The organism is Flavivirga spongiicola (assembly GCF_030540825.1).
In the GTDB taxonomy this organism is placed as follows: Bacteria; Bacteroidota; Bacteroidia; order Flavobacteriales; family Flavobacteriaceae; genus Flavivirga; species Flavivirga spongiicola.
Window position 1 is genome coordinate 4,987,054 of the sequence record NZ_JAUOEO010000001.1, and the last position, 25,253, is coordinate 5,012,306.

At 30.6% G+C, this 25,253-nt stretch carries 23 protein-coding genes; 13 read left to right on the forward strand and 10 right to left on the reverse strand.

Features of this window, described 5'->3' with window-relative positions:
- Nucleotides 1–185: 185 nt before the first annotated feature.
- Entirely contained in the window at nucleotides 186–2,243 is a 2,058-nt protein-coding gene (locus tag Q4Q47_RS19815) for a tetratricopeptide repeat-containing sensor histidine kinase (RefSeq protein ID WP_303308383.1), read from the forward strand.
- Here the strand turns inward: Q4Q47_RS19815 and Q4Q47_RS19820 are convergent.
- Together Q4Q47_RS19820 and folE are read right to left on the reverse strand one after the other, a co-directional pair.
- Nucleotides 2,240–2,518, reverse strand: a complete 279-nt coding sequence (locus tag Q4Q47_RS19820) for a hypothetical protein (protein WP_303308384.1) — start codon at nucleotides 2,516–2,518, stop codon at nucleotides 2,240–2,242. The two genes, Q4Q47_RS19815 and Q4Q47_RS19820, sit on opposite strands and share 4 nt — an antisense overlap.
- Before the next feature lie 58 nt (nucleotides 2,519–2,576).
- Nucleotides 2,577–3,164 carry a GTP cyclohydrolase I FolE gene (folE, locus tag Q4Q47_RS19825; protein WP_303308385.1) on the reverse strand — a complete coding sequence of 196 codons (588 nt, stop codon included), beginning with the start codon at nucleotides 3,162–3,164 and terminating at the stop codon, nucleotides 2,577–2,579.
- A gap of 370 nt (nucleotides 3,165–3,534) precedes the next feature.
- On the opposite strand from folE, the gene Q4Q47_RS19830 reads away from it, so the two are divergent.
- The 4 genes from Q4Q47_RS19830 to Q4Q47_RS19845 all read left to right on the forward strand — a co-directional run bounded on the left by Q4Q47_RS19830 (nucleotide 3,535) and on the right by Q4Q47_RS19845 (nucleotide 9,349).
- On the forward strand, nucleotides 3,535–6,051 hold the full coding sequence (locus Q4Q47_RS19830) for a DUF5916 domain-containing protein (RefSeq protein ID WP_303308386.1): 2,517 nt from the start codon (nucleotides 3,535–3,537) through the stop codon (nucleotides 6,049–6,051).
- Nucleotides 6,052–6,104: 53 nt separating this feature from the next.
- Nucleotides 6,105–6,767: an ABC transporter ATP-binding protein gene (locus Q4Q47_RS19835; protein WP_303308387.1), complete on the forward strand. Its 663-nt coding sequence runs from the start codon at nucleotides 6,105–6,107 to the stop codon at nucleotides 6,765–6,767.
- Between the two features lie 270 nt (nucleotides 6,768–7,037).
- A complete protein-coding gene (locus Q4Q47_RS19840) occupies nucleotides 7,038–7,802 on the forward strand; it encodes a TIGR02757 family protein (RefSeq protein WP_303308388.1) in 765 nt (254 codons plus the stop codon).
- A gap of 59 nt (nucleotides 7,803–7,861) precedes the next feature.
- On the forward strand, nucleotides 7,862–9,349 hold the full coding sequence (locus tag Q4Q47_RS19845; RefSeq protein WP_303308389.1) for a S10 family peptidase: 1,488 nt from the start codon (nucleotides 7,862–7,864) through the stop codon (nucleotides 9,347–9,349).
- Nucleotides 9,350–9,442: 93 nt separating this feature from the next.
- Here Q4Q47_RS19845 and Q4Q47_RS19850 read toward each other — a convergent pair whose 3' ends face one another.
- Nucleotides 9,443–11,335, reverse strand: coding sequence for a M61 family metallopeptidase (locus tag Q4Q47_RS19850; protein ID WP_303308390.1), 1,893 nt, complete (start codon nucleotides 11,333–11,335; stop codon nucleotides 9,443–9,445).
- Nucleotides 11,336–11,433: 98 nt separating this feature from the next.
- Here Q4Q47_RS19850 and Q4Q47_RS19855 point away from each other — a divergent pair, with 98 nt between their 5' ends.
- The 8 genes from Q4Q47_RS19855 to Q4Q47_RS19890 all read left to right on the forward strand — a co-directional run bounded on the left by Q4Q47_RS19855 (nucleotide 11,434) and on the right by Q4Q47_RS19890 (nucleotide 18,776).
- Entirely contained in the window at nucleotides 11,434–12,441 is a 1,008-nt protein-coding gene (locus tag Q4Q47_RS19855; RefSeq protein ID WP_303308391.1) for a glycosyltransferase family 2 protein, read from the forward strand.
- Nucleotides 12,442–12,552: 111 nt separating this feature from the next.
- A complete protein-coding gene (locus Q4Q47_RS19860; RefSeq protein WP_303308392.1) occupies nucleotides 12,553–13,128 on the forward strand; it encodes a helix-turn-helix domain-containing protein in 576 nt (191 codons plus the stop codon).
- Between the two features lie 88 nt (nucleotides 13,129–13,216).
- On the forward strand, nucleotides 13,217–15,139 hold the full coding sequence (locus tag Q4Q47_RS19865) for a BatA domain-containing protein (RefSeq protein ID WP_303308393.1): 1,923 nt from the start codon (nucleotides 13,217–13,219) through the stop codon (nucleotides 15,137–15,139).
- Nucleotides 15,136–16,392 carry a dihydroorotase gene (locus Q4Q47_RS19870; RefSeq protein WP_303308394.1) on the forward strand — a complete coding sequence of 419 codons (1,257 nt, stop codon included), beginning with the start codon at nucleotides 15,136–15,138 and terminating at the stop codon, nucleotides 16,390–16,392. The genes Q4Q47_RS19865 and Q4Q47_RS19870 overlap by 4 nt, the downstream gene beginning before the upstream one ends.
- Before the next feature lie 3 nt (nucleotides 16,393–16,395).
- On the forward strand, nucleotides 16,396–16,728 hold the full coding sequence (locus Q4Q47_RS19875) for a hypothetical protein (protein ID WP_303308395.1): 333 nt from the start codon (nucleotides 16,396–16,398) through the stop codon (nucleotides 16,726–16,728).
- Nucleotides 16,729–17,382, forward strand: a complete 654-nt coding sequence (locus Q4Q47_RS19880) for an alpha/beta hydrolase (protein WP_303308396.1) — start codon at nucleotides 16,729–16,731, stop codon at nucleotides 17,380–17,382.
- A 37-nt stretch (nucleotides 17,383–17,419) separates the two neighbouring features.
- Nucleotides 17,420–17,935, forward strand: a complete 516-nt coding sequence (locus tag Q4Q47_RS19885; protein WP_303308397.1) for a DUF4440 domain-containing protein — start codon at nucleotides 17,420–17,422, stop codon at nucleotides 17,933–17,935.
- Between the two features lie 232 nt (nucleotides 17,936–18,167).
- On the forward strand, nucleotides 18,168–18,776 hold the full coding sequence (locus Q4Q47_RS19890) for an SGNH/GDSL hydrolase family protein (protein ID WP_303308398.1): 609 nt from the start codon (nucleotides 18,168–18,170) through the stop codon (nucleotides 18,774–18,776).
- A 131-nt stretch (nucleotides 18,777–18,907) separates the two neighbouring features.
- On the opposite strand, the gene Q4Q47_RS19895 is transcribed toward Q4Q47_RS19890, so the two are convergent.
- The 7 genes from Q4Q47_RS19895 to Q4Q47_RS19925 form a co-directional block, all read right to left on the reverse strand.
- Nucleotides 18,908–19,612, reverse strand: a complete 705-nt coding sequence (locus Q4Q47_RS19895; RefSeq protein ID WP_303308399.1) for a response regulator transcription factor — start codon at nucleotides 19,610–19,612, stop codon at nucleotides 18,908–18,910.
- Nucleotides 19,613–19,615: 3 nt separating this feature from the next.
- On the reverse strand, nucleotides 19,616–21,157 hold the full coding sequence (locus Q4Q47_RS19900; protein WP_303308400.1) for a sensor histidine kinase: 1,542 nt from the start codon (nucleotides 21,155–21,157) through the stop codon (nucleotides 19,616–19,618).
- Nucleotides 21,158–21,273: 116 nt separating this feature from the next.
- Nucleotides 21,274–21,858: a dephospho-CoA kinase gene (gene coaE / locus Q4Q47_RS19905; protein WP_303308401.1), complete on the reverse strand. Its 585-nt coding sequence runs from the start codon at nucleotides 21,856–21,858 to the stop codon at nucleotides 21,274–21,276.
- Entirely contained in the window at nucleotides 21,855–22,814 is a 960-nt protein-coding gene (locus Q4Q47_RS19910; RefSeq protein WP_303308402.1) for a YbbR-like domain-containing protein, read from the reverse strand. Before Q4Q47_RS19910 ends, coaE begins: the two co-directional genes overlap by 4 nt.
- Nucleotides 22,811–23,818, reverse strand: coding sequence for a glycosyltransferase (locus tag Q4Q47_RS19915; protein WP_303308403.1), 1,008 nt, complete (start codon nucleotides 23,816–23,818; stop codon nucleotides 22,811–22,813). Before Q4Q47_RS19915 ends, Q4Q47_RS19910 begins: the two co-directional genes overlap by 4 nt.
- 63 nt (nucleotides 23,819–23,881) lie before the next feature.
- Complete coding sequence (locus Q4Q47_RS19920; RefSeq protein WP_303308404.1) at nucleotides 23,882–24,700, reverse strand: enoyl-ACP reductase FabI; 819 nt, start codon at nucleotides 24,698–24,700, stop codon at nucleotides 23,882–23,884.
- A gap of 37 nt (nucleotides 24,701–24,737) precedes the next feature.
- Nucleotides 24,738–25,253: a tetratricopeptide repeat protein gene (locus Q4Q47_RS19925; RefSeq protein ID WP_303308405.1), complete on the reverse strand. Its 516-nt coding sequence runs from the start codon at nucleotides 25,251–25,253 to the stop codon at nucleotides 24,738–24,740.

Genomic DNA, 25,253 nt, shown 5'->3' on the forward strand with positions numbered 1-25,253 from the left:
ATCTAAATAATACCAGTTCTGTTATAAAATACGATATAAATAATTTGAATTAGTTTTTGTTAGTTCAAAGCATAAAAATTAATCATAGCCATAGCTACGGTTCATTTTTATAATGCAGAAATAGCGAAAAATAAACGAATTATATGTTGCATTTTATAACAGAACTGGTATAAAGCATATTTCTATTGAATAAATATTGTTTTTTTATAGCATGTCTTCTTATTACGCTTAACATAAATGCTCAAAACGATAGTTTTGATTTGATGTTAGATAGCATCCAAAGATTAAGAAAACTTTACAAAAATGAAGCTATAGACTTAGATACTAGGCTCAAATATGCAAAAACAGCAAGTAAATTATCTCATAAAACTAAGATAGATTCTACCATACTTTTGTCTAATCTAAGGATCGCTTTCATCCATTTATTGAAAAAGAATTATAGTTTTTCAATTAAGCTAAATCATAAAAATTTAAGACTTGCACATAAAATAAATGATTCTTTAAATAAAGCTCATATAAATTCCCAACTTGCATACTGTTATTCGCTCTTGGGTAAACAAAAAGATAGTGCTTTCTATTATTATTATAAATCATTTAGTTTTTATAAAAAATTAAACAAAACAAAAAATGCTGTTTGGGAATTAAACAATATAGCATCCCTTCAAAATGATGAACGCAATTATACTGGTAGTGAAGTAACAGTAATTAAGGCTATTAACTTATTAAAATCACTTCCAAATAACAATGAAAACTATTATCATTTATTTAGTTTATATAATGAAATTGGGCTTAGTTCAAAACACCTAAAATTATATGATAAAGCTATTGAATATCATCAAAAATCTTTAATAATTAATGATAAAATATCTGATGAACATGAAAATGTGAATGACCTAAATAAATCAGAAAATTATTTATATGCTAAAATCAATATAGCTGAAGCTTATAAAGAAAAGGGAGATTATAAAAAAGCCTTGTCTATATATAAGGAATTACTTAAAGACAAAGGTTTACTAAAAAAAGACCCTTTATCTTATGCAGCTGTGATAAATAATAAAGCGTATAATTTATTCTTATCTAAGGGTAAGAATACAAAATATATTTATTCTCTTTTTAACAAGGCTTATAAAATTAGTGACAGCCTAAATGCTTTATATGAAATAGCTTCTGTTGGAAATGACATGGCTGAGTTTTACTACGCTATTAACAAAAAGGATTCTGCACTAATACTTTCTAAAAGATCCTATAAAATTGGTAAAAACATTAAAAATTACCAAGAAGTCTCCAGATCTTTATTAACACTTTCAAAAATAGAGGAAGGCCAAGCAGGTAAACAGTATTTATATGAACATATAAAACTTAATGATAGCCTCCTTGATGTTGAACGGGCCTCCAGAAACAAATTCGCCAGAATACAATATGAAACAGACACCTATATTGATGAAACCAAACGTTTAGGTACACAAAACATTTTAATTGTTGTTATTGGGCTTATCCTCTTTTTAATTCTTGCCCTTATTTTTATTATAAGAGCTCAAATTGCTAAAAACAAAATATTACGCTTTGAAAGTGAACAACAAAAAGCCAATGAAGAGATTTATACGCTAATGCTAAGACAACAGGCTAAAGTTGAGGAAGGACGTCTTTTGGAACGTCATCGTATTTCAGAAGAGTTACACGATGGTATTTTAAATAAACTTTTAGGTTCCCGGTTAGGGCTAGAGTTTTTATCTATGGATGAAGATACTGAAAGTAAAGAAAAATACAGTTTCTACATTCATGAAATTCAGTCCATTGAAAGAGAGATAAGGGATCTTTCCCATGAATTAAAAAACACACAATTAGATGCTGATAAAGATTTCATGACTATCGTGAAAGACTATATAGGGAATCAAAGTAGTCTTCACCCTTTTCAATATAAAATTAACCAAAAGGGCACCATCTTTTGGGAAGCTATTACTGATTATATAAAGGTTAATCTATACAGGGTTATTCAGGAAGCTATTCAAAATGTCATTAAACATGCAAAAGCGACAACCTTGACTGTTGATTTCTCTTTGAATTCAAATGAATTACATTTAGATATTAGAGATAATGGTATCGGGTTTAATTCTAATCAAAAGCATGAAGGCATTGGTTTATTGAACATAGCATCCAGAGTATCGAAACTTAAAGGAACATTTAATATGAAGTCTGAAATTAAAAAAGGAACCATATTAGCTATAAAAATACCTCTTTCTTAAATCTCTATAATATCCTCCTTTTTCTTAAAAACATAGGTGTATAACCACATAAGCGTAAAAGTTGGTATGACATCCAGACCAGGTAAAGCCTCCTCTACAAATGTGACAACACCCGCTATTTTACCAGGTTTCCCTTTATATAATTTAGTCATTATATAACCGGATAGAGGCGCCCAAATAATATCTGAAAATTCGCCAATCCCTGGGATTATAAAAGATACATACCCTATAGCATCTAAAATAATACCCAATACTAATTTTTTGTATTTATTCATTAAATCATATTAATTACAATGAGATAAGCAAGAAGCATACCAAAGCCCATGATAAAGGCTACTTCCCTATCAACTTTAAAAACTCGTTTCTAGTTTCAATTTTTTCAAACTGGCCTCTAAATCCTGAAGTTGTTGTAATAGAGTTTTGTTTTTGCACCCCACGCATCATCATGCACATATGAGACGCTTCTATAACCACAGCAACGCCTTGTGGTTTTAAAGTATCGTTAATACAATCTAAAATCTGTTCTGTTAAACGTTCTTGTACCTGTAAGCGTCTAGCAAAAACATCAACAACCCTTGGTATTTTGCTTAAACCAACAATATGCCCGTTAGGGATATAGGCCATGTGTACTTTTCCAAAAAAAGGTAAGATGTGGTGTTCACAGAGAGAATACAACTCAATATCTTTTACAATGACCATTTCATTATAAGATTCCTTAAACATAGCACTTTTAAGTATCTCGACAGGGTCTTGATGGTATCCCTGTGTTAAAAACTGCATAGCTTTCGCTGCACGTTCCGGAGTCTTTAAAAGTCCGTCACGTTTAGTATCTTCTCCTAAATCTTTAATAATATTTTCATATCTATTCTTAACATCATCTGTTACTTGTATGTTGTACTCTTCAAACTTCTTATAAGGCATATCCGTTCTATATAATTCTTGATCTCAAGTGGTTATACCACTTTAACTTTAAAATAGCACATACAAATCGTTTCTTTTTTGCTTACTCTGCGTTAAAAAACACGTGCTCAGCTTGACTGGGTATAAAACCATAGCTAAGGCTATACTTAGATTTTTTGCCTTGATTAAGCAAAAAACAATTCAATTTTACTCATGCACAATTTCAAAGTTAAAGTGGTATTAATCTTTTCTTAATTTTTAAAGTTAAGCAAATTTTAACTTTTAATTAGTAAAATTAAAAGTTCTCAAAAGTAATTTTGCTAAACAAAAGAGTAACAAATATGTAGTTTGTTACTCTTTCTTTCGCATCAATCATTAGTATGACTACCCAATGAGATACTTTTATACCTTAATTATTTTTTTTAGCTTAACTATTGTTCAAGCGAATGCACAAAGTAAAAAAAGTTTAAATATTTCAAAAACAGTCAAAGCTCCAAAAATAGATGGTATATTAAACGACTTAGTATGGAAAAACACACTTGAAGCGGCTACCGATTTCACTCAATTTAGACCAGAAATGGGAATCGCTGAAAAAAGTCATCAAAAAACTATTGTAAAAATGGCATATGATGATCATGCCATTTACGTGGGAGCTTATCTTAAAGATACGCCTAAAGACATTCAAAAACAGTTTACAAGTCGCGATAATTTTGGACAATCAGACTTTTTCGGAATCGTGCTAAACCCAAATAATGATTCCCAAAATGACACAGAATTTTTTGTTTTTAGTTCTGGAACACAAGCAGACGCTTTAGCATCTCCAAGTATTCCTGATGGTGAAGATTTTGGATGGAACGCTGTATGGGAGAGTGCTGTAAAAATAGTTGACGATGGTTGGATTGTAGAAATGAGAATTCCATACAGAGCACTACGATTCTCTAATGATGACATACAAACTTGGGGGATACAATTTCATAGACGATTTAGAGTAGATAATTCACAATATTCTTGGAATCCTATAGACAGAACGAAAGGCTCTTTTGGAATTTATCATGGTGAACTTATAGGTATTCAAAATATTAAACCGCCTACTCGATTAAGTTTTTATCCTTTTATTTCAGGAATATCTGCAACTTCAGATGGTGAAACAGAAAAAGATTTTAATATCGGACTTGATGTAAAATATGGATTAACGGAAAATTTTACTTTAGATGCAACACTTATACCTGATTTTAGTCAAGCCGCATTTGATAATAGAAGCTTAAACCTTGGTCCTTTTGAACAAACATTTTCAGAACAACGTCAATTTTTTAAAGAAGGGGTCGATCTATTTAATAAAGGGGAGCTATTTTTTTCGAGACGCATTGGTAATGCTCCAATTGAACATGAGGATGTAGAAGATCAACTAGTAAATAATGACAGCACGGTAGAAGAAATCATTGATAATCCAGATCATGTAAAAACACTAAACGCTCTTAAAGTCTCTGGGCGCACTAAAAAAGGATTAGGGATTGGTTTTTTCAATGCTATTACCGAAAAAACGCAAGCGAACATTAAAAGAACTGAATATATACGAAATGAATCTTCTCAAGAGATAACAGATAGTATTATTACATATAGAAATAGAATAACTGAATCTTTAACTAATTATAATATTTTAATCGTAGACCAACAATTTGGAACAAATTCTTCAGTAAGTTTAATTAACACCAATGTAACTAGAGATGGTCATTTCAGGGATGCTAATGTAACAGGCGCTTTATTTGATATCACTAACAAGGCTAATAAATATAATTATAGTGGTGAAATTAAAATGAGTAATCTAAACTTAGGAAGCGGTATTGAAACTGGGTATAGTACCAAAATTGAATTTGCAAAAGTTAGTGGCAATTATCGCTATAATTTTGGACACGAATTGGCAGATAGGAAATATGACATTAACGATTTAGGATTACTATTAAGAAATAATTATAATAACTTTTATACTGAAGTATCATATCGCATTTTTGAACCAACAGAAAAGTTAAACGACTTTAAAGTATTCCTATCAACTGAATATAATAGGCTTTTTAATCCAGAAAAATATACTGGGAACAGAATACGTCTCAGGGTAAATGCGCAAACTAAAAAATTAATGTGGTTTGGTGCCAATGTTAATGCACGTATAGGTAAACAACATGATTACTTTGGACCAAGAGATATTGAAAACAATCGATTTTTCACTTATAAAAACTTTTTTGACAGCACAATATGGGTTGAAACCAACAGGAACAAAACATTTTCTATACAAGCTGAATTAGGAGCAGGCACTTTGTTTGATAAAGAGCGTGATCTTTTTAGTCATTGGTTTGAACTAGAACCTATCTGGCGTCTTAGTAACAAATTCAGAATAAATTATGAGTATGAATATTCAAACAGAAAAGGCTCAAGAGGCTGGGTAGAAACTAATGACTTCGATATTATTTATGGCGAACGTAATCAATTAGAAGTTGAAAACAGTATATCAGCCAGCTACAATTTTAATCCGCTTAATGCACTTACTTTAACTTTTAGAAATTATTGGACAACAGTGACTTATGACTATGATTTATTTTCTTTGTTAGAGAATGGAAAACTCACTACAGATTCCGGTTATAATCTAGATAATATTAGTTTTAATCCAAACATTAACTTTAGCACTTGGAATTTAGACCTTCGTTACTCATGGCAGTTTGCTCCTGGAAGTCAGATTATTGCACTTTATCGAAATCAATTATTTAATGAGGATACAGCTTCAAAAGATTCTTACCTTAAAAGCCTTAATACGTTATTTAATCAGCATATTGAACATACTTTTTCGCTTCGTTTTATTTATTTTATAGACTATAATAACCTAAAAAACATTTTTAATAATAAAAGTAATAGCTAAATCGTTGCTAATAAATCTTTAAAGTAGTATTTTCAGCGTTCCAATTATTAAAAATGATTCAAGCAAAAAATATTCATAAATATTACAATGATTTACACGTATTAAAAGGTGTGGACATTAACATTAAAAAAGGAGAAGTTGTTTCTATTGTTGGGGCATCTGGAGCTGGAAAAACGACTTTATTACAAATTTTAGGTACTTTAGACACTGCCTCTTCAAATGGTAAGTTTGAGCTAAACATCAACAATACCAGTATTAGTGGTCTTAATGACAAGAAATTGGCTAAGTTTAGAAATGAACATATCGGTTTTATTTTTCAGTTTCATCAATTACTTCCGGAATTTACAGCTGTAGAAAACGTATGCTTACCTGCTTTTATAAAAGGCACTAAAAAAGCTGATGCTGAAAAGCGAGCCATCGAGCTTTTAGATTTTTTAGGTTTATCAGATAGACATGATCATAAACCAAATGAATTATCTGGTGGAGAACAACAACGTGTTGCTGTTGCGAGAGCATTAATAAATAATCCTGATCTAATTTTTGCTGACGAACCCTCAGGTAACTTAGATAGCGAATCTGCTGAAATGCTACACAGTCTATTTTTTAAATTACGCGATGAATTCGGCCAAACCTTTGTGATTGTTACTCATAATAAAGAATTAGCTAATCTAGCCGATAGAAAATTAACTATGGTAGACGGAAAGATTGTTGATTAATTACCTTCATTCTTTTTTTGTCCTTGCGAGGAAGTATGACGTGGCAATTTTTTGATGAAATTCCTTGTAAACTTTATTTAATACCTTCAAATAAAATATATTTTATTTTCGATAGTCTTCAAAATAACGATTAATCAATTTTGTCCTCAGCATTCGAGTAAACAACTGCAAACTACCAGAATACTGCCAACTATGTTTAAAAGTTTGAGTAAAAACTGTAAACTGCTAACTATTTTTTAAGAATTCTTACTTTTACATTAAAAAGTAAACTTGAATACAACCGATCTCAAAGACTTTCTTGATGCTAAAGTCATCCAATATAATAACCCTAAGTTTATTGAAAGTGACCCCATTCAAATTCCGCATCAATTCAATAAAAAAGAAGACATTGAAATTTCTGGATTTTTAACGGCTACTATTGCTTGGGGAAATAGAAAAAGTATTATTAATAATGCAAAACGTTTGATGGGCTTGTTAGACAATTCACCATTTGACTTTGTTGTAAATCATTCAGAAACCGATTTAGAAAAACTAATTCCCTTTGTTCATAGAACTTTTAATGGCCATGATAGTATACAATTTATAAAATCACTTAGACATGTTTATAAAAATCATGGCGGGTTAGAGGCTATTTTTTCAAAGTATAGCGACACTGAATCACTCCAAGTATCTATCTCTAAATTGAAATCAATATTCTTTGAAATTGATCATTTGCAAAGAACACAAAAACACATAAGTGATCCTCTAAAGAATTCTGCAGCAAAACGAATTAACATGTTTTTACGTTGGATGGTTCGAAATGACAATGCAGGAGTTGATTTTGGTATTTGGAAAAGCCTCTCCCCTTCTAAATTGTCTTGCCCTTTAGATGTACATTCAGGTAATGTTGCTAGAAAATTAGGGCTATTACTACGTAAACAAAATGACGCGAAAGCTTTATTAGAATTAGATACCTCTTTAAGAAAATTAGATATAAATGACCCCGTTAAATATGATTTTGCATTATTTGGATTAGGTGTTTTTGAAGGGTTTTAACATTTGTTTTCTGTATCTTTAAACGATGAATTCGCCAATCACTATTTAATACCATTTCAATGAAAAATCATGTCCTTCTTTTATTTTCAATTTCTACATTAATAGCTTTTTCTCAAAACAGAAAGATTCCAGTAGATACTATGGTTGTAACGTCACATAACACAACCATTAAAGGACTTAGTTTTTCATATACGGCAACCACAGGTACGCAGCCTGTTTGGAATAAAAAGGAAGAACCTATTGCGACACTTTATTACACTTACTATGAGCGTAACAACGTTAAAAACAGAGCCCATAGACCATTAGTTATATCTTTTAATGGAGGGCCAGGGTCTGCCTCGGTATGGATGCATATTGCTTATACAGGTCCTAAAGTATTAAATATTGATGACGAAGGTCACCCTGTGCAACCCTATGGTATAAAAAATAATCCCAATTCCATTTTAGATATTGCAGATATTGTATACGTAAATCCTGTTAATACAGGTTACTCAAGAATGATAGAGAATAAAGAAGGGGTACTACCGGAAAAAGATATTTTTTTTGGTATTAATGCCGATATAAAATATTTAGCAGAATGGGTAAATACATTTGTTACTAGAAAAAACCGTTGGAAATCGCCTAAATATATTATTGGCGAAAGTTATGGAGGTACACGTGTTATGGGCTTAGCAAACGAGTTACAAAACAAACAATGGATGTATTTAAACGGTGTTATTTTAGTATCGCCAGCAGATTATAAGCTTTATAATACATCGCAACCTATATATTCTGCTTTAAACTTGCCATATTTTACTGCTGCTGCATGGTATCATAAAGTATTGCCTCCAACCTTGCAACAAAAAGACTTATTAGATATTTTACCAGAATCTGAAACCTATGCTATTCAAACTTTAATGCCTGCATTGGCCAAAGGTGGTTTTCTTTCTGAAAATGAAAAACTGAAAGTTGCAAAAAAAATGGCATACTATTCAGGGTTGAGTGAAACTGTCATTTTACAAAATAACTTAGACATCCCAACTCCTTTTTTCTGGAAAGAACTATTGAGAGGGAAAACTGGGCAAACCATAGGAAGATTGGATTCCAGATATTTAGGAATTGATAAAACTGAGGCAGGAGATAGTCCCGATTTTAATCCTGAAATAGCATCGTGGTTACATTCGTTTACACCGGCAATAAACTATTATATAAAAGAGCATCTTAACTTTAAAACTGATGTTAAATACAATATGTTTGGTGATGTTCACCCTTGGGATAGAAGAAATAATAAGACACGTGATGGATTAAGACAAGCTATGGCTCAAAACCCTTATTTAAAAGTACTAATTCAATCTGGATATTATGATGGTGCTACAACTTATTTTGGAGCTAAATACACCATGTGGCAGATAGACCCAAGTGGTAAAATGAAAGACCGCTTTACCTTTAAGGGTTACAGAAGTGGACATATGATGTACTTACGTCATGACGACTTAATTTCTGCCAATGACGATCTGCGAACGTTTATAAACAACTCCCTATCTAAAGGGAAATCGGCAAAGTATTAAGCGTCTTAAGATTGTAATCCTTCAACATAAAAAACGATTGACAAACTACAAGTTCATCAATCGTTAATCTAAAATCGTAAATCCTAAATCAATTTACCCTTTTAACCAAGCTTTTCGCAATGCCTTTTGAGCATCTGTAGCATCTGCTTTTTCTCTAATAGCCTCACCGCTAGTATATCCTTGTGTAGTTGTTGTTTTTATAACGACTTCTTCTCCACTTCTATCTAATTTTACTTCGATATCCTTTCCTGGTTTCCACATAAAAACCTGCTGTAACACTTGGTTGGCATTTTGCAGTGTTAAAGTTTCTCCATCAACAGATTTAATAACATCATTCACCTGAACACCTTGTTCCTTCCAAAAACTATTTTTTAATGCCTTATCTGTAAAAAATATAGTGCCTTTTTGCGGGTCTCCACTCACTATAGGCACGCCATCCATTAATATGTAACCGACTTCTACCTTGCCTTCTCCAACTTCTAAACCAACTTTTTTGAAAAACTCATTATAATTTATTGGTATATCTCCAATAACGTGAGTATCAAAAAACGTTCGTAATGAAGGATATGTCATGGCTACAATCTCATCTATAAGTTTATCATCTTCAAATGGTTTATTTTTTCCATATTTATTTGATAGCTCTTTCATTAAAGATAAAATACCTCTATTTCCATTGCTTGCTTCACGCATTAAAATATCAACGCACATACCTATTAACGCGCCTTTTTGATATACGTTTAAATATTGATCCTTGTAAGGAGCCTTTAAAACGTTCTCACTCATGATAGTAAAACTCATAGCATCATTCAATTGCTTCGATTGTTGAATTTTACTCATAACTTTATTATAAAACTCAGTTTTATCAACAAGCCCTTGATTTACCTGGAATAAAGTTGCAAAATACTCGGTGACCCCTTCATACATCCATAAGTGTTTAGAGAACGTTGGATTGTTATAATCAAAATAATGCACATCTTCAGAATGCACACTTAAAGGGGTTACAATATGAAAAAACTCATGAGACACCACATCTATCATACTTTCTTCCAGTGCTTCCTTTGGCATGGATTCAGGCATCACAACGACTGTTGATGTATGGTGCTCTAATGCACCAAAACCTTTTGGAGAATCTTCTTTACCTTCAGATAAATACAAATAAATGTCATAGCGCGGTGTCGTATTTACATCTCCTAAATACGCTTTTTGAGCCTGCATCATTTTAAATATAGTCTCCTTTAAAGATTTAGCAGAGTGCACTTTATTAGGTGAATAAACACTTAATACAATTTTTATATCACCTACTTGAAATTCTTCAACGTCCAAATTACCATACATCATAGGGTTATCTGTAATATCAAAATACCTTGAAGCAAAATAACTAGTCGTTATATTTTTTCCATCTTCACTAGTTTTAGAGCCTACATTTTGTAATGCAGAAGTACGTATAAAATCTGCCGAAGCAGTAACATCTAATTTATATTGATTGTTTTTTAAGGAATCGAAATACCCTATAAAGCCATGTAAGTTTAACACATAATTATTGGCCTCTATATTAGTCCCAGAAGGTGAAAAAGGTGTATCCTTCCCTATACCTCCATTAGCTTCAATGTCATAAGTGTCATTAACTAAATAAGTAATTTTATCCAATTTTTTTGCATTACTAATAGACCATGTGTTAGTATCTACCTTATTTATCTGCATCACATTTCCTGCATAATCAATCGCCTTAAAATCATCAATATACTTACCAAAATCACTTACCGAATAGGTACCTTGTACTACTTTTGGTAAACGATATGTTACAGTTTCCACTGTAAAACGTCCCGGATTAATAGTTACTGGCGCTTTATCATTATCGATACCTGCTAAGTTTATCGATATTGCTATTGGCAAACTGGTTGCTAAATCATTTTTTGTATTCTTTGTAGCGCTACAACTTGCTAGTAAAATGCCTGCAAATAATGCAGCAAATGTTTTGGTATTCATTTAATTAACGTTTAGTTTTTAAATTGACGCGCAAAATACCAATATGTTACGGTCTCTTTTCTTAAGGTTATGTTAAAAAGATAAATTATATTCGCTCCATGCAAACCCCATTAGTTAGTATACTCATACCTTTTAAAAATACCGAAGCCTATATAGAGGCTTGCCTGGTATCTATATTAAATCAAACTTATACCAATTGGGAATTGATTATAGTTGATGATAGGTCATCGGATTCTAGTTTCAATATCGTTAAAAAATTCGCCAAAAATGATGAGAGAATCATTCTTCTAAAAAATCAAGGAGTGGGTATTATTGATGCTTTACAATTAGCTTTTAAACATAGTAAAGGTATATTTATTACAAGAATGGATAGTGATGATATTATGCATACTAACAAATTAGAAGTATTAATAAATAATTTGTTGAAACACGGAAAACAACATATAGCCATTGGGTTAGTTAATTATTTTTCTAAAGATGGTATTAAAGAAGGTTATAAAAACTATGAAATTTGGTTGAATAATTTAACCAAAACCGGACATAATTATTCTGAGATTTATAAAGAATGTGTGATTCCTTCTCCTAGTTGGATGATTCACAGAAACGATTTAATAACATGCGATGCCTTTAATCCTAATAGATATCCTGAAGATTACGATTTAGCATTTAGGTTTTATAAGCACCATTTCAAATGTATTCCCTGTGACACTATTATCCATGATTGGAGAGATTATAGTTCACGAACGTCAAGAACACATGAACACTATGCCGAGAATCATTTTATTGATATAAAACTACACTACTTTTTAGAATTGGATCGTAATCCTAATAAATCACTTGTTATTTGGGGTGCTGGAAACAAAGGAAAAATAATTGCCAAAACACTTATTAAAAAAGATATTCCTTTTGAGTGGATTTGTGATAACCCAAAAAAAATTGGAAGGGATATTTATGGCAAAATATTAAAGCCTTTTAATTTTTTAAAAGACATTAAGAACCCTCAAAGTATTATTACCGTTGCTAATAAAGAAGCGCAAATAGAGATTAAAAATTATATGAATACATTAAATATGAAAAACATTTACGATTTTGTTTTCTTTTGTTAAGATTAATAAAATCAACTAATAGGCAAAAATGTCGTAAAAATGTCGCAAATAAACCGTTATCAAAAGGTAAGTTTCATAAGTAATTTTGGCAACAAATAAACTAAATTAATTATGAACGAAATAGGAATAAAAATTAAAGAGGTTAGAAAAAGAAAAGGGCTGTCTCAAGAAGAGTTAGCAGATCTCGCAAAAGTAAATCTGAGAACTATTCAGCGTATTGAAAATAATGACAATGAACCAAGAGGAAAAACACTTCTCTTAATTTGTGAAGTCTTAGACATAAATGCAGAAGGTATTTTAGATTATGGAAAAAAAAGTGACAAACATTATATGATGTATTTTCAATTATCAGTTTTATCATTTCTAATTATACCTACTGGAAATATAATCATCCCATTTATTTTATGGATGACTAAAAAAGATAAAATAATTGGATTAAAAAATGCAGGTGCTAACCTCTTAAACTTTCAAATTATTTGGACTTTTATAGCTTTTACAATATTAATTATTGCCGCATTTCTTAAAGTCATACATTTAGAAATTGGACCAGGAAATTTTATACTTTCTATATATATATTTGCTGTTCTTTACCCCTTAAATATTATTTTACCTATAATATTTGCTATTAAAATAAAAAAAGGAAAAACAGGAAAGTTTTATCCTAATATAATTAGACTAATAAAATAATGGTAAACCTAGAGCATAAAAAAGGATTTCACTTTAATCTTTTATAAATAATGAAAAAAAAAATGTAGCTTTGACAAATCTAAAATGAATGCAGTTTAAACACCCAGAACTTCTTTACGCTTTATTTTTACTGCTTATCCCCATAATTGTTCACCTATTTCAATTACGCAAATTCCAAAAAGTGGCATTTACTAATGTGGCATTTTTAAAAGAAGCGACGCTACAAACCCGTAAAAGTTCACAAATAAAAAAATGGTTGGTTCTTTGTACAAGGTTATTACTTCTTGCTGCCATTGTTTTTGCATTTTCGCAACCTTTTACGTCCAAATCTGATGTATTTAAAGCTAAAAAAGAAACGGTTATTTATTTAGATAACTCGTTTAGTTTACAAGCAAAAGGAAATCAAGGAGTCCTTTTAAAGCGTGCTGTTCAGGATATTATTAGCAACGTACCTGAAAGTGAGAACATTTCATTAATTACTAATGATAATACTTATAAAAATACTTCTATAAAAGCTATTAAAAACGATTTATTACAATTAGGCTATTCATCTAACAAACTAACATCCGAGGCTGCTTTATTAAAAAGCAACACCATGTTCAGTAAACAAAATAGTACTTCAAAAAATCTGGTTTTTATTTCAGACTTTCAGCAAGACACCTCTCCTTTTAATCCAAAAATAGACTCGCTTACTAACCTTCATTTAGTAAAGCTACAGCCTATAAATACGAGTAATATTACTATTGATAGTGTTTATATTTCTAAAAGAACAGCATCGGCTATAGAATTAAAAGTACTTATAAAAAATAGCGGAAACACTATTGAAAATCTACCAGTTTCACTATTCAGTGATGACAACCTAATTGCTAAAACTTCGGTAGCTATTGAAAATGATGCCGAAACCACATTTTCGCTTTCTGTGAATGAAGTCATTAATGGAAAAGTATCGATTGACGACAGTAATTTACAGTTTGATAATAGTTTATTTTTCAATATTAACAATGGATCAAAAGCCAATATACTTTCCATAAATGCCGTAAATGATTCTTTTTTAAAGCGTATTTATACTGATTACGAATTCAATTATACAGCCACTTTAGAAAATCAATTAGATTATAATATTGTAGATCAACAGCATCTCATCATTTTAAATGAGTTAGATGTTATCCCTAATGCTTTAATAGCAACGTTAAAACAATTCACCAAACAAGGAGGGACATTAATTGTAATTCCTTCAAAAAAAATAAATAAACAATCTTATAATCAGTTGTTAGCCAATTACGGTTCTAATTTTAACGACTTACTTTCAGCCGAAAAACGTATCACGACCATTAATTATGCACATCCTTTGTATAATAATGGCGTATTTGAAAAACAAGTAAGTAATTTTCAATATCCAAAAGTGAAAAGCTTTTACAGTGTTTCATTAAATAATACTGCCGTTTTACAATTTGAAGACAGCAAACCATTTTTATATCAAAAAAATAATGCCTTTATATTTACAGCTGCTTTGAACGGCGAGAATTCAAATTTTATAAATTCACCGTTAATCGTCCCTACACTTTATAACATAGGAAAACAGAGTCTTAAAACGCCTAATCTGTATTATACTATTGGACAAGAAAATACTTTTGATGTTGATACACAATTGCAACAAGATGACATTTTATCGCTAGTTAATGACAATATTAATATCATCCCAAGGCAGCAATACTTTAACAATAAAGTGGTTATAAATACTGCTAAAAACCCGTCAATAGCTAACATTTATACGATAAAGAATAAAAATGAAAGCATTAAAAATATAAGCTATAATTATAATAGAAATGAAAGTAATTTAACTTATAGAGACCTTTCACCATCAAAAAACATAACGATTAGCGATTCAATTACCGAAATTTTCAACACCCTAAAAAGTGATACAAAAGTTAATGCCTTATGGAAATGGTTTGTTATTTTTGCACTAGCATTATTGATTATTGAAATGGGCATCTTAAAATACTTTAAATGAACATACTTATAAAATCTGCCACCATAATAGATCCTAAAAGTGAGTTTCATAACACAACTCAAGATATATTAATAGAAAATGGTACGATTTCAAAGATTGCTAATAGCATTAAAAACAAGAATAATTATCAAGAAATCAAGTTAGACAATCTGTATATTTCTCAAGGTTGGTTTGATAGTAGTGTATGTTTTGGAGAGCCTGGATTTGAAGAACGTGAAACCATAAAAAATGGGCTTAAAACTGCTGCTGCTGCTGGTTTTACTGCGGTAGCGTTAAATGCAAATACCAATCCTGTTTTAGATTCTAATTCTGATATTACTTTTGTTAATGCGAAATCACACAATAATGCCGTTACACTATTACCTATTGGATCACTCACTATAGGTAGCAAAGGTGAAGATTTAGCAGAACTTTACGATATGAACTCTGCAGGAGCTGTAGCTTTTTACGATTATAAAAAACCTATTTCCAACCCTAATCTTATGAAAATTGCTTTGCAATATGCGAGTAATTTTGGTGGATTAGTATGTTCTTTTCCACAAGAAAATAAAATTTCCGGACATGGTGTTATGAATGAAAACATTACGAGCACCACACTTGGTCTAAAGGGCAACCCCGCTTTAGCAGAAGATCTACAAGTAGCGCGCGACTTATTTTTATTAGAATATACAGGCGGAAAATTGCATATCCCGACTATTTCTACAGCAACTTCCGTAGCACTTATAAGAGAAGCAAAGAAAAAAAAGTTAGATGTTACCTGTAGTGTGACCATACATAATTTATATTTCACGGATGCGGCATTAACAGATTTTAATACGCATTTTAAAGTGTTACCGCCACTGCGTACCCAAGAGGATGTAGAGGCTTTAATTGAAGGGGTTAAAGATGGTACCATAGATATGGTAACAAGCGATCATAATCCTATTGATATTGAACAAAAAAAGGTAGAATTTGATCATGCCGAATATGGAACTATAGGGCTAGAAAGTACCTTTGGAGCTTTGCAAACTATTTTCACAACTAAGAAAACCATAGATATTTTAACCAAAGGGAAAGCTCGTTTTGCTTTAGAACAAACACCAATTAATATTGGTAATAGAGTTAATATGACACTTTTTAATCCAGACACTAAATATTCCTTTTCTAAAAGTGATATTATTTCAAAATCAAAAAACACCATTTTTGAAGGTGAAACTTTAAAAGGAAGTGTGTATGGTATTATCTCAAATAACAAAATTTCATTAAATCAATAAATAATGACAGAGAAAGATATTGAAGCAGGAAGAAATAATGCTATAATTAGTTACCTAACTATATTTGGAACCATAATTGCCTTTTATTTAAATAATGAAAACAAAAATAAATTTGCTAGTTTTCACATAAGGCAAGCCTTAGGTTTATGGCTTACATTTTTCGCTCTTGGATATATTATTGGAAGCTTTGATAGTTGGACTATATCCTTAGGTTTTTATCTGTTTTTTGCAGTACTCTTTATTTATGGTTTTACAAATGCTTTAGGGCGAAAAGCACAAGCGGTTCCACTTCTTGGGAACTTATACCAAAAAATATTTGCAAATCTTGGGAAATAAATGATTAACAATACACTCTCATTACACCACATAATTCGTGAATCTACATTAACCGAAAATGCACCATTATTAATCATGATGCATGGTTATGGTAGTGATGAAAACGATTTGTTTTCATTTGCCAGCGAATTACCAGAAGAACTCTTTATTATTTCGGTAAAAGCACCTTATCCTATGCAACCCTATGGAAATGCCTGGTATACCATTAACTTCGATGCTGATAAAGGCAAATGGAATGATAATGAACAAGCCATAGAATCGCGAGATTTAATTTCAAAGTTTATTGATGAAGTCATCAAAACGTACCCTGTAAATAAAAACAATGTATCTCTTTTAGGGTTTAGCCAAGGGAGTATTTTAAGCTATGCTGTCGCTTTAACCTATCCTGAGAAAGTTAAAAATATCATTGCCTTAAGTGGTTATGTTAATAAAGATATCTTGCCTAAAGATGAAATTAAGGACTACTCGCACCTTAATTTTTATTGTTCCCATGGAAGTGTAGATCAAGTGATTCCTGTTGATTGGGCACGGCAAACCGCACCATTTTTAAACAGCCTTAATATTAAACACCAATATTCCGAATTTCCTGTTGGACATGGGGTAGCTCCTCAAAATTTTTACGAATTTAAAAGCTGGTTAATAGACAATATTTAATAGTTTTTGTATCTTTTAACTATCAAAAAAGGCAAAAATGAAACTATTAACAACCTATATTATAAGCTTATTCTTGCTTTTAGGCAGCAAGACTATTGCTCAAAATATTAATGATTTAGAAGCTATTAATTCCCAGGTTTGGAGCAATTTTACCAAATCTTTTGAATCCTTAGATTATCAATTATTTGAAAGTTTACACAGTAACGATCTAATTCGGGTTAATAAAGACATTAAATCTATTAAAACTAAAGAAGCTTATTTAAACGGTTACAAAAATCGTTGGGAAAATACTTCCTTAAAACAAACCATCTCTTTTAGATTTTTAGAACGATTTTCTAAAGACGGTATGTCCTCAGAACGAGGTATTTATAAGTTTACTAGAGATCTGAATACTGAAAACGAAAAATCATATTACGGAAAATTCCATGTCATTCTAAAAAAGGAAGAAAACCTTTGGAAAATATTGATTGATTATGACTCTACAGAAAATGAATCAATTAATGAAACACACTACAATAATGCGTTTGCATTAGACGACTTTGAAAAATATTAAATAAAAAACCGGCTTAAAATGAGTTTAATTATAATATTAAGGCCATTTTTCACTATGATTTATGACTCTCTGAAATAGGAACAGTAGATTACAAACTTAAGGCATGTATATATAACTTATTTACTATCTATCTATTCGGAAAACGCTGTGGATTCCTCTCTGGTTTGTTTTCTTTTATATAGTTGTTGACGTTATAAGAGGAACACGTCATCTGAAATTTAAATCCAAAAATATGCAAAAATTATTTTTCTTGTTTTTCGCTTTAATAATTACTTTTTCTAGCTTATATAGTCAACAAGAAACCCATAATAATAATATTTTATTTATTGGTAACAGTCTTACTTATACTAATAATTTGCCCCTACTTGTTAAGAAATATGCCAAGCAAAAAGGAATAGAAATTAATACTAAAATGATTGCATTTCCTAACTATGCCATTCAAGACCATTGGAATGATGGACAAGTACAAAAACTAATTTCAAGTAAAAAATATGATTTTGTAATTCTCCAACAAGGACCCTCATCTCAAAGTGATGGTAGAAAAATGCTGATTGAATACGGGGGGAAATATAGCAGTTTATGTAAATTAAATGAAGCCAAATTATGCTACTTTATGGTTTGGCCTTCTTTAAATTACTATCATACGTTTGACGATGTTATAAAAAACCATAAAGACGCAGCATCAATCTACAGCTCAATATTGCTACCTGTAGGTAAGGTATGGAAAAATTATATTGATTCCTCTAGAGATAATGAATATTACAGTTCTGATGGATTTCATCCTTCTATAAAAGGTAGTCAAATTGCCGCGAAAATAATAGTTGAACATTTATTTCAATAATAAAAAACTATTTTCAACAAAGACACATACTTAAATAATATAACAGTAACCAGATTAAGGTTAGTTATATAAGTATTAAACAAAAAATCCAGCATTGAGCTGGATTTAATATCATGATAAAGCGTATTTTACTAAGTATTAATTACTAACCTAAAACCTTCTCCATGTATGTTTAATATTTCTACTTTTTCATCTAGTTTTAGATATTTACGCAACTTTGCTATATAAACATCCATACTACGAGATGTAAAATAATTGTCGTCACGCCAGATTTTAGTAAGTGCCAATTCTCGTGGCATTAAATCGTTTTCATGTAATGCTAATAAGCGTAGTAATTCATTTTCTTTAGGTGATAATTTTACAGGTTCGCCACCATTAAAACGTAAGAAACGCAACTTGGAATTCAAATCAAAACTACCAATTTTAAATTCAAATTGTTTACTATCAGAAATGGTTTCGGTTGCTTTACGTTGTATTATAGCCTTAATTTTCATTAATAGCACTTCACTATCAAAAGGCTTGTTTAAGTAATCGTCAGCTCCAACTTTATAACCTCTTAAGACATCCTCCTTCATTGTTTTTGCTGTTAAGAAAATAATTGGAACATCCGTATTTTTCTCCCTTATTTCTTTAGCTAATGTAAATCCATCTTTATAAGGCATCATAACATCCAGAATGCATAAATCGAAATCATCTTTTTTGAATTTTTCAAACCCTTCCATGCCGTTTTTAGCATGAGTTACCTCGTAATCATTCATCATTAAATAATCTTTAAGAACGGTTCCGAAATTAGGATCGTCTTCTACTAATAAAATTCTCTTTTTTTGCTCTTCCATAATTTATGATATTAGTGGAAGCTTTATAGTGAATGTGCTTCCTTTTCCTTTTTCACTTTCTACAGATACATAACCTTGATGATCTTCTACAATACGTTTAACATAAGCTAAACCTAAACCGTGACCTTTAACATTATGAATATTTCCTGTGTGTTCTCTGTAAAATTTTTCGAATACTCTTTTAGCGGCAGCTTTACTCATACCACTACCATAATCTTTTATCTTTACTAAAATATTTGTACCTACATTTTCAGTATATACTTCAATCTTTGGTGCTTCTGGAGAATATTTCATCGCATTATCCAGAATATTAACAATAACATTTGTAAAATGAGTTTCGTTAGCTAAAATAGAAGATTTATCTGCTTCAAAAAATGTTTTAATATAACCTTGCCTATCTTCAACTAAAAGTTTTACATGGGTAATTGCATCATCAATCAACTCATGTAAATTGACCCTATCTTTACTAATATTGAGTTCGTTTTTTTCTAATTTAGATATTCTTAATACATTTTCAACTTGCGCATGCATACGTTTATTTTCTTCCTTGATCATTGAAAGATAACGTATTACCCTGTCTTTATCATCTATAACCTTTGGGTTTTTAATAGCATCTAAAGCTAGATTTATAGTTGCTATTGGTGTTTTAAACTCATGAGTCATATTATTAATGAAATCCGTCTTTATTTCAGATATCTTTCGCTGTTTTAAAAGTTGATACAATGCACTGGAATATGCTATTATTATAATAGATGTAAAAACTATTGACAACAATATCATTCCTATTATTGATGATAAAATATACTTTTTATCATCAGGAAAATTGACTAAAAGCTTATAGAGACTTTGATTGTTCTCATCATAAAAAATGGGCACTTTATAAGTAGACATGATATCATTTTCAAAACCATCACTGCGTACTTTTGTTGCTAAATCATTATCATAAATGGCAAATTCAAAGTCTATTTCAACACCTTCTTTTCCAAGCTTATTAGATAATAACTCTCGAATCTCTTCTTCAGAAACCCTTTTATGCACTGGAGTTCTTTTTGAAATTTCCTTAAAGCTCTTTTCAAAACTTAATCTTTGTGCTTCATCCATACTCCCGCTTCTAACAATTTTAGAAATAGGACTTTGTAAAATGTCTTTTTCAGATAAATCTATATTACTATAAATTTCTGTACTCGAACTGCTTATTATATTCTTAGCACTAATACTATCCAAATTTAAGCCAATGTCAAGGAGCGAAGAAGATAATTTATAATTTTCTTCAAAAATATTACTACTATAAATGAGCATTTCTTTTGTGCTGTTATTTTTCTGATAAATTAACAACTGAGAAACAGCATCTTCATCAACTTTTTTCTCTTTATCTAAGCTTAAATATTTCGAAAAATATTTTTCCGATTCATTGTCTTCTATAGTATTAGAAACGTAACTAAGCGCGCCTTTAACAATAAACTTAAATCTTTCTTTTTCGTTTTCTACAGAATTATTAATATAATAAGCTTGAATAGATATAATACCAATAAGAGATAAACTCATTAGTATTGTTAGTAGGATGAATATTCTTTTGCTCACTGTTCAAAATTAACATTTTAACATTTATGACACTCCCCTTTTAACCTTACATTAACAAAAATGTTAAAATGGCTTCTTTTTTAAGCTCTTTTAAGAATGTCTTTATGAATATCAGCAACCAGATTTTTAGTAATTTTAAGATCTATATTATCGATAACATAATCTGAATGTTTTACTTTTTCTTCATCCGTCCATTGATTTTTCATGATGGCCTGAATTTTGTCTTTAGTTGTATTATCACGGATTAGAAGGCGCTTTATTCGTAAGTCCTTAGGTGCAATAACTGTAATAACATAATCACAGGCTTTATGCCCATTATTTTCAAATAAAATAGCAACTTCTTTTATAACATATGGGGTATCTTGTTTTAACACCCATTTTTCAAAGTGCCTCGCTACTCTAGGATGAATAATGTCATTCATTTTTTGCAAATATGCTTTATTAGTAAAGATAATATCTGCAATATAACGTTTGTTTAATGCACCATTAATATAAGCTTTATTTCCAAATAATTGAGTAAGTTTCCTTTTAATAATTTTGGACTTATGCATAAGGTTTTTAGCTTCGACATCTGCTATATAAACAGGTATCCCCAACGCCTCAAACTCCTTAGCAACTGTTGTTTTTCCGCTTCCTATACCCCCTGTAAGTCCTACAATAATCATTTTGTAATTATAAATTCTATACGCTGTTGATTAATTTTAATGTTTTTAGCCGTCTTCGGAAATTTCATGAATTCCGGGACTAAAAGAGATTGATTCTCTATAGCTTTAGTATAATCACAAACGACTTTAAAATCTTTGTTGGTGACCGAATTAAAATTACTCAAACTAATATAATAAGAGACATTCACTTCTTTTGGAAAGTATTTTAACCTCACGCCCTTAGGAACATTAATAATGCTTACTGGTATTTTTAATGTTCCCTCAGTAAATTTTTCTACATGAGCTTTTATAACAACGTTATCATCAGAAAACTTTAAATCAGAAACATTTTCGGGGAACTTTAGATTAGTCCTTTCTTTTAGATTAGATTTTACATCATTAAAAATAGTTTCTTCAGTTTCTAAAAGGTTGATTTTAGATACCAAAATATCTGGACCAATAACTACAATAGAATCAGGGTCTGAAACTAATTTATCTGAGATATCATAACCTGGTTCAAAATTAATAGTAGCATTTAATTTAACTGGTACTTTTTTCACCAAATTGACACCATATCTAAAAGTTAATCTGTCTGGAGAAATATTAAGTAATTCTACCTGCTCATCAAACTGCGTATTATTTAAATACGCTTTAGATTTATTCCACAAAAAGCCCCCTTCTTTTTTATCAACATCATTCCTGAAATCTATCTTAATCTTTGGTTTAGAAATATAATACCTAAGCCATTTAAATCCATGCGTTTTCAAAGTAATATTTAGCATTACAGAATCATTTAAAATCACATTCTCTTCAGGTATATTTATTTTTTCAATATCAAAAGCCATAGTATTTGTATACTCTTTTGACAGCTTAGTAAATATTAAAATTATAAATGCAAACAATAAAAATAAAACAAACACATTTATTCTTTTGTTTTTTATTGAAGTTAGTATTTCAGATTTTATCTTTTTTATCATTTCGATTTAAAAAATAATTTGGGAAAATAAATTTCTGGTTTTTTATTAAGTATTGAAACAGCAAACGTTGACTTTAAAAACCCGTAACCATATCCAAAAAACTGAATCATAATGGCCATTAAAGAAAGCATTGAGACCCCTATGCTTTTTGTGTTTAGTAAGGCAAATATAAATGCTACTACAAAATACAACATATAGCCTACTAAGCCCCACTTAAAATTAAAAAAAGTAAGTATTAGTGACATTATAAACCCCATACAAAAAATTGTAGGAAACCAATAAGTGATTTTTTTTGTAGATGGATGCCACTTATTTAGAATGGGACGTACCAGTCCAAATTTATGTACTTGTTTATAAAACTTACTCCAAGAAATACGGCGCTTATGATAAACAAAAGCTTCAGGAATCAGCTTGGTTTTATAGCCTAAATTCCAAAGTCTGATAGATAAATCAGGATCTTCTCCCGGGTGTATACGTCCAAATCCCTTTGAAGCTATAAAGGCTTCTTTTGAAAGCCCCATATTAAAGCTACGTGGTTGAAATGTATCAACACTATTTTTATGCCCTCTAATACCACCAGTAGTAATAAACGATGTCATTGAAAAATTAATGGCTTTTTGAAGATTTGTAAACGAGTTATGTGCAGCATCTGGTCCCCCAAAACAATCTACATAGTTCTTTTCTAAACTTTTTTCAACTTCTAATAAATAGTTTTTTGGTAAAATACAATCGGAATCTAAAATGATAAAATAGTTTCCTTTTGCCTTTTGCATTCCAAAATTTCTAGAGTCTCCCGGACCCGAATTTTCCTTAAAAAAATAAGATATCTCTAGTTTATCCCTAAAAGCATCAACGACCTTTTTAGACGATATTGTTGAGCCATCTTCTACTATAACAATTTCGAAAGGCGTATTTCCTTGTAAAACCTCAAAACTCTGTAAAAGCTCTTGAGTTTCGTCTGGACGATTATAAACGGGAATGATAAAAGAAAACTGTAATTGCATAAAACAAATGTAACAAAAAAGCCACCGTTTTATGGGTGGCTTGTTTTCAATATTTAAATATTTTTAGTCTTCTTTCATAAATGTGTCCATGACTGCATCACTAACTCCCATATTACTAAAACCGCCATCATGGAATAGGTTTTGTAGCGTAACACGTTTCGTTAAATCGCTGAATAAAGAAACCGTATAATTTGCACAATCTAATGCTGTCGCATTACCCAAAGGAGACATTTTATCGGCATAGGCTATAAACCCATCAAAACCTTTAACGCCACTTCCTGCTGTGGTTGGTGTAGGTGATTGAGAAATTGTATTGACACGTACATTTTTATCACGTCCAAAGAAATACCCAAAACTACGAGCAATACTTTCTAAATAGGCTTTATTATCAGCCATATCATTATAATCTGGAAAAACACGTTGTGCTGCCATATAAGTTAAAGCCACTATACTTCCCCATTCGTTCATAGCATCTGCTTTATAAAGTGTTTGCATGACTTTATGAAAAGACATCGCAGAAACATCCGTTCCTTTTTGCGTCCATGCATAGTTCTGATCTGTATAATGTTTTCCTTTTCTAACATTAATAGACATACCAATTGAATGCAATACAAAATCTATTTTACCGCCTAGAATCTCCATTGATTTTTCAACCAAGTTTTGTAAATCTTCTTCAGAAGTCGCATCGGCAGGAATAATTTGAGAACCCGTTTTTTCTGCTAATTCATTTATTTGTCCCATACGCATAGCAACTGGTGCATTTGTTAGTACAAATGTTCCACCTTCTTCATGTACACGCTCAGCAGTTTTCCAAGCAATTGAATTAGAATCCAGTGCTCCAAAAATGATTCCTCTTTTTCCTTTTAATAAATTATATGACATAGTTTTTGGTTTATATTTTTGTTGATTATTTAATATTTTATTTAAAAACAAATTTAATTTTCTGAAATATATTCATCTTTTCTTTTACTCTATGCAATGATGCATTCATTTCTTGAATATAATTCGCAGCTGTTGAACTCATTTTTGCTTTTTTATAATAAGTATAAGCTAACTCCAACCTTGAGGTCAATTCATAAGCCTTAGCTAATTGGTTATAAATGATCCCTTTATCTACTATGTCTACTTTTAACGCCTTAAATCCAAACTCAATCATTCCTTGGAAATCTGACTTATCTATTAAAAAATAAGAATAATTGCCATAAGGGGCATGGTAGTTTTTTGCGTATTTTAATGCCAATTTATAATGCATTTCTGCTTTAGCATAATCAGACATTTTATAATGATAAATCCACCCTAAATGATTATGAGCTTTAGCATAATCAGGATGATCCTCTAGAATTTCATTTAATAAATGCTTTGCCTCTACAATCTTTTGCTCATCAATTAATCTATCAGCTTCAAAGAATAAGTCTTCGGCATTATTATAACTCAT

What these genes read in the sequence shown, in the direction of transcription:
- Q4Q47_RS19845 (WP_303308389.1), top strand. Translation starts at nt 7,862, where the DNA reads ATGAAAAATCATGTCCTTCTTTTATTTTCAATTTCTACATTAATAGCT.
- Q4Q47_RS19830 (WP_303308386.1), top strand. Translation starts at nt 3,535, where the DNA reads ATGAGATACTTTTATACCTTAATTATTTTTTTTAGCTTAACTATTGTT.
- Q4Q47_RS19855 (WP_303308391.1), top strand. Translation starts at nt 11,434, where the DNA reads ATGCAAACCCCATTAGTTAGTATACTCATACCTTTTAAAAATACCGAA.
- Q4Q47_RS19870 (WP_303308394.1), top strand. Translation starts at nt 15,136, where the DNA reads ATGAACATACTTATAAAATCTGCCACCATAATAGATCCTAAAAGTGAG.
- Q4Q47_RS19895 (WP_303308399.1), bottom strand. Translation starts at nt 19,612, where the DNA reads ATGGAAGAGCAAAAAAAGAGAATTTTATTAGTAGAAGACGATCCTAAT.
- Q4Q47_RS19900 (WP_303308400.1), bottom strand. Translation starts at nt 21,157, where the DNA reads ATGAGTTTATCTCTTATTGGTATTATATCTATTCAAGCTTATTATATT.
- Q4Q47_RS19915 (WP_303308403.1), bottom strand. Translation starts at nt 23,818, where the DNA reads ATGCAATTACAGTTTTCTTTTATCATTCCCGTTTATAATCGTCCAGAC.
- folE (WP_303308385.1), bottom strand. Translation starts at nt 3,164, where the DNA reads ATGCCTTATAAGAAGTTTGAAGAGTACAACATACAAGTAACAGATGAT.
- Q4Q47_RS19860 (WP_303308392.1), top strand. Translation starts at nt 12,553, where the DNA reads ATGAACGAAATAGGAATAAAAATTAAAGAGGTTAGAAAAAGAAAAGGG.
- Q4Q47_RS19885 (WP_303308397.1), top strand. Translation starts at nt 17,420, where the DNA reads ATGAAACTATTAACAACCTATATTATAAGCTTATTCTTGCTTTTAGGC.
- Q4Q47_RS19890 (WP_303308398.1), top strand. Translation starts at nt 18,168, where the DNA reads ATGCAAAAATTATTTTTCTTGTTTTTCGCTTTAATAATTACTTTTTCT.
- Q4Q47_RS19875 (WP_303308395.1), top strand. Translation starts at nt 16,396, where the DNA reads ATGACAGAGAAAGATATTGAAGCAGGAAGAAATAATGCTATAATTAGT.
- Q4Q47_RS19835 (WP_303308387.1), top strand. Translation starts at nt 6,105, where the DNA reads ATGATTCAAGCAAAAAATATTCATAAATATTACAATGATTTACACGTA.
- Q4Q47_RS19925 (WP_303308405.1), bottom strand. Translation starts at nt 25,253, where the DNA reads ATGAGTTATAATAATGCCGAAGACTTATTCTTTGAAGCTGATAGATTA.
- Q4Q47_RS19920 (WP_303308404.1), bottom strand. Translation starts at nt 24,700, where the DNA reads ATGTCATATAATTTATTAAAAGGAAAAAGAGGAATCATTTTTGGAGCA.
- Q4Q47_RS19850 (WP_303308390.1), bottom strand. Translation starts at nt 11,335, where the DNA reads ATGAATACCAAAACATTTGCTGCATTATTTGCAGGCATTTTACTAGCA.
- Q4Q47_RS19910 (WP_303308402.1), bottom strand. Translation starts at nt 22,814, where the DNA reads ATGATAAAAAAGATAAAATCTGAAATACTAACTTCAATAAAAAACAAA.
- Q4Q47_RS19820 (WP_303308384.1), bottom strand. Translation starts at nt 2,518, where the DNA reads ATGAATAAATACAAAAAATTAGTATTGGGTATTATTTTAGATGCTATA.
- Q4Q47_RS19865 (WP_303308393.1), top strand. Translation starts at nt 13,217, where the DNA reads ATGCAGTTTAAACACCCAGAACTTCTTTACGCTTTATTTTTACTGCTT.
- Q4Q47_RS19880 (WP_303308396.1), top strand. Translation starts at nt 16,729, where the DNA reads ATGATTAACAATACACTCTCATTACACCACATAATTCGTGAATCTACA.
- coaE (WP_303308401.1), bottom strand. Translation starts at nt 21,858, where the DNA reads ATGATTATTGTAGGACTTACAGGGGGTATAGGAAGCGGAAAAACAACA.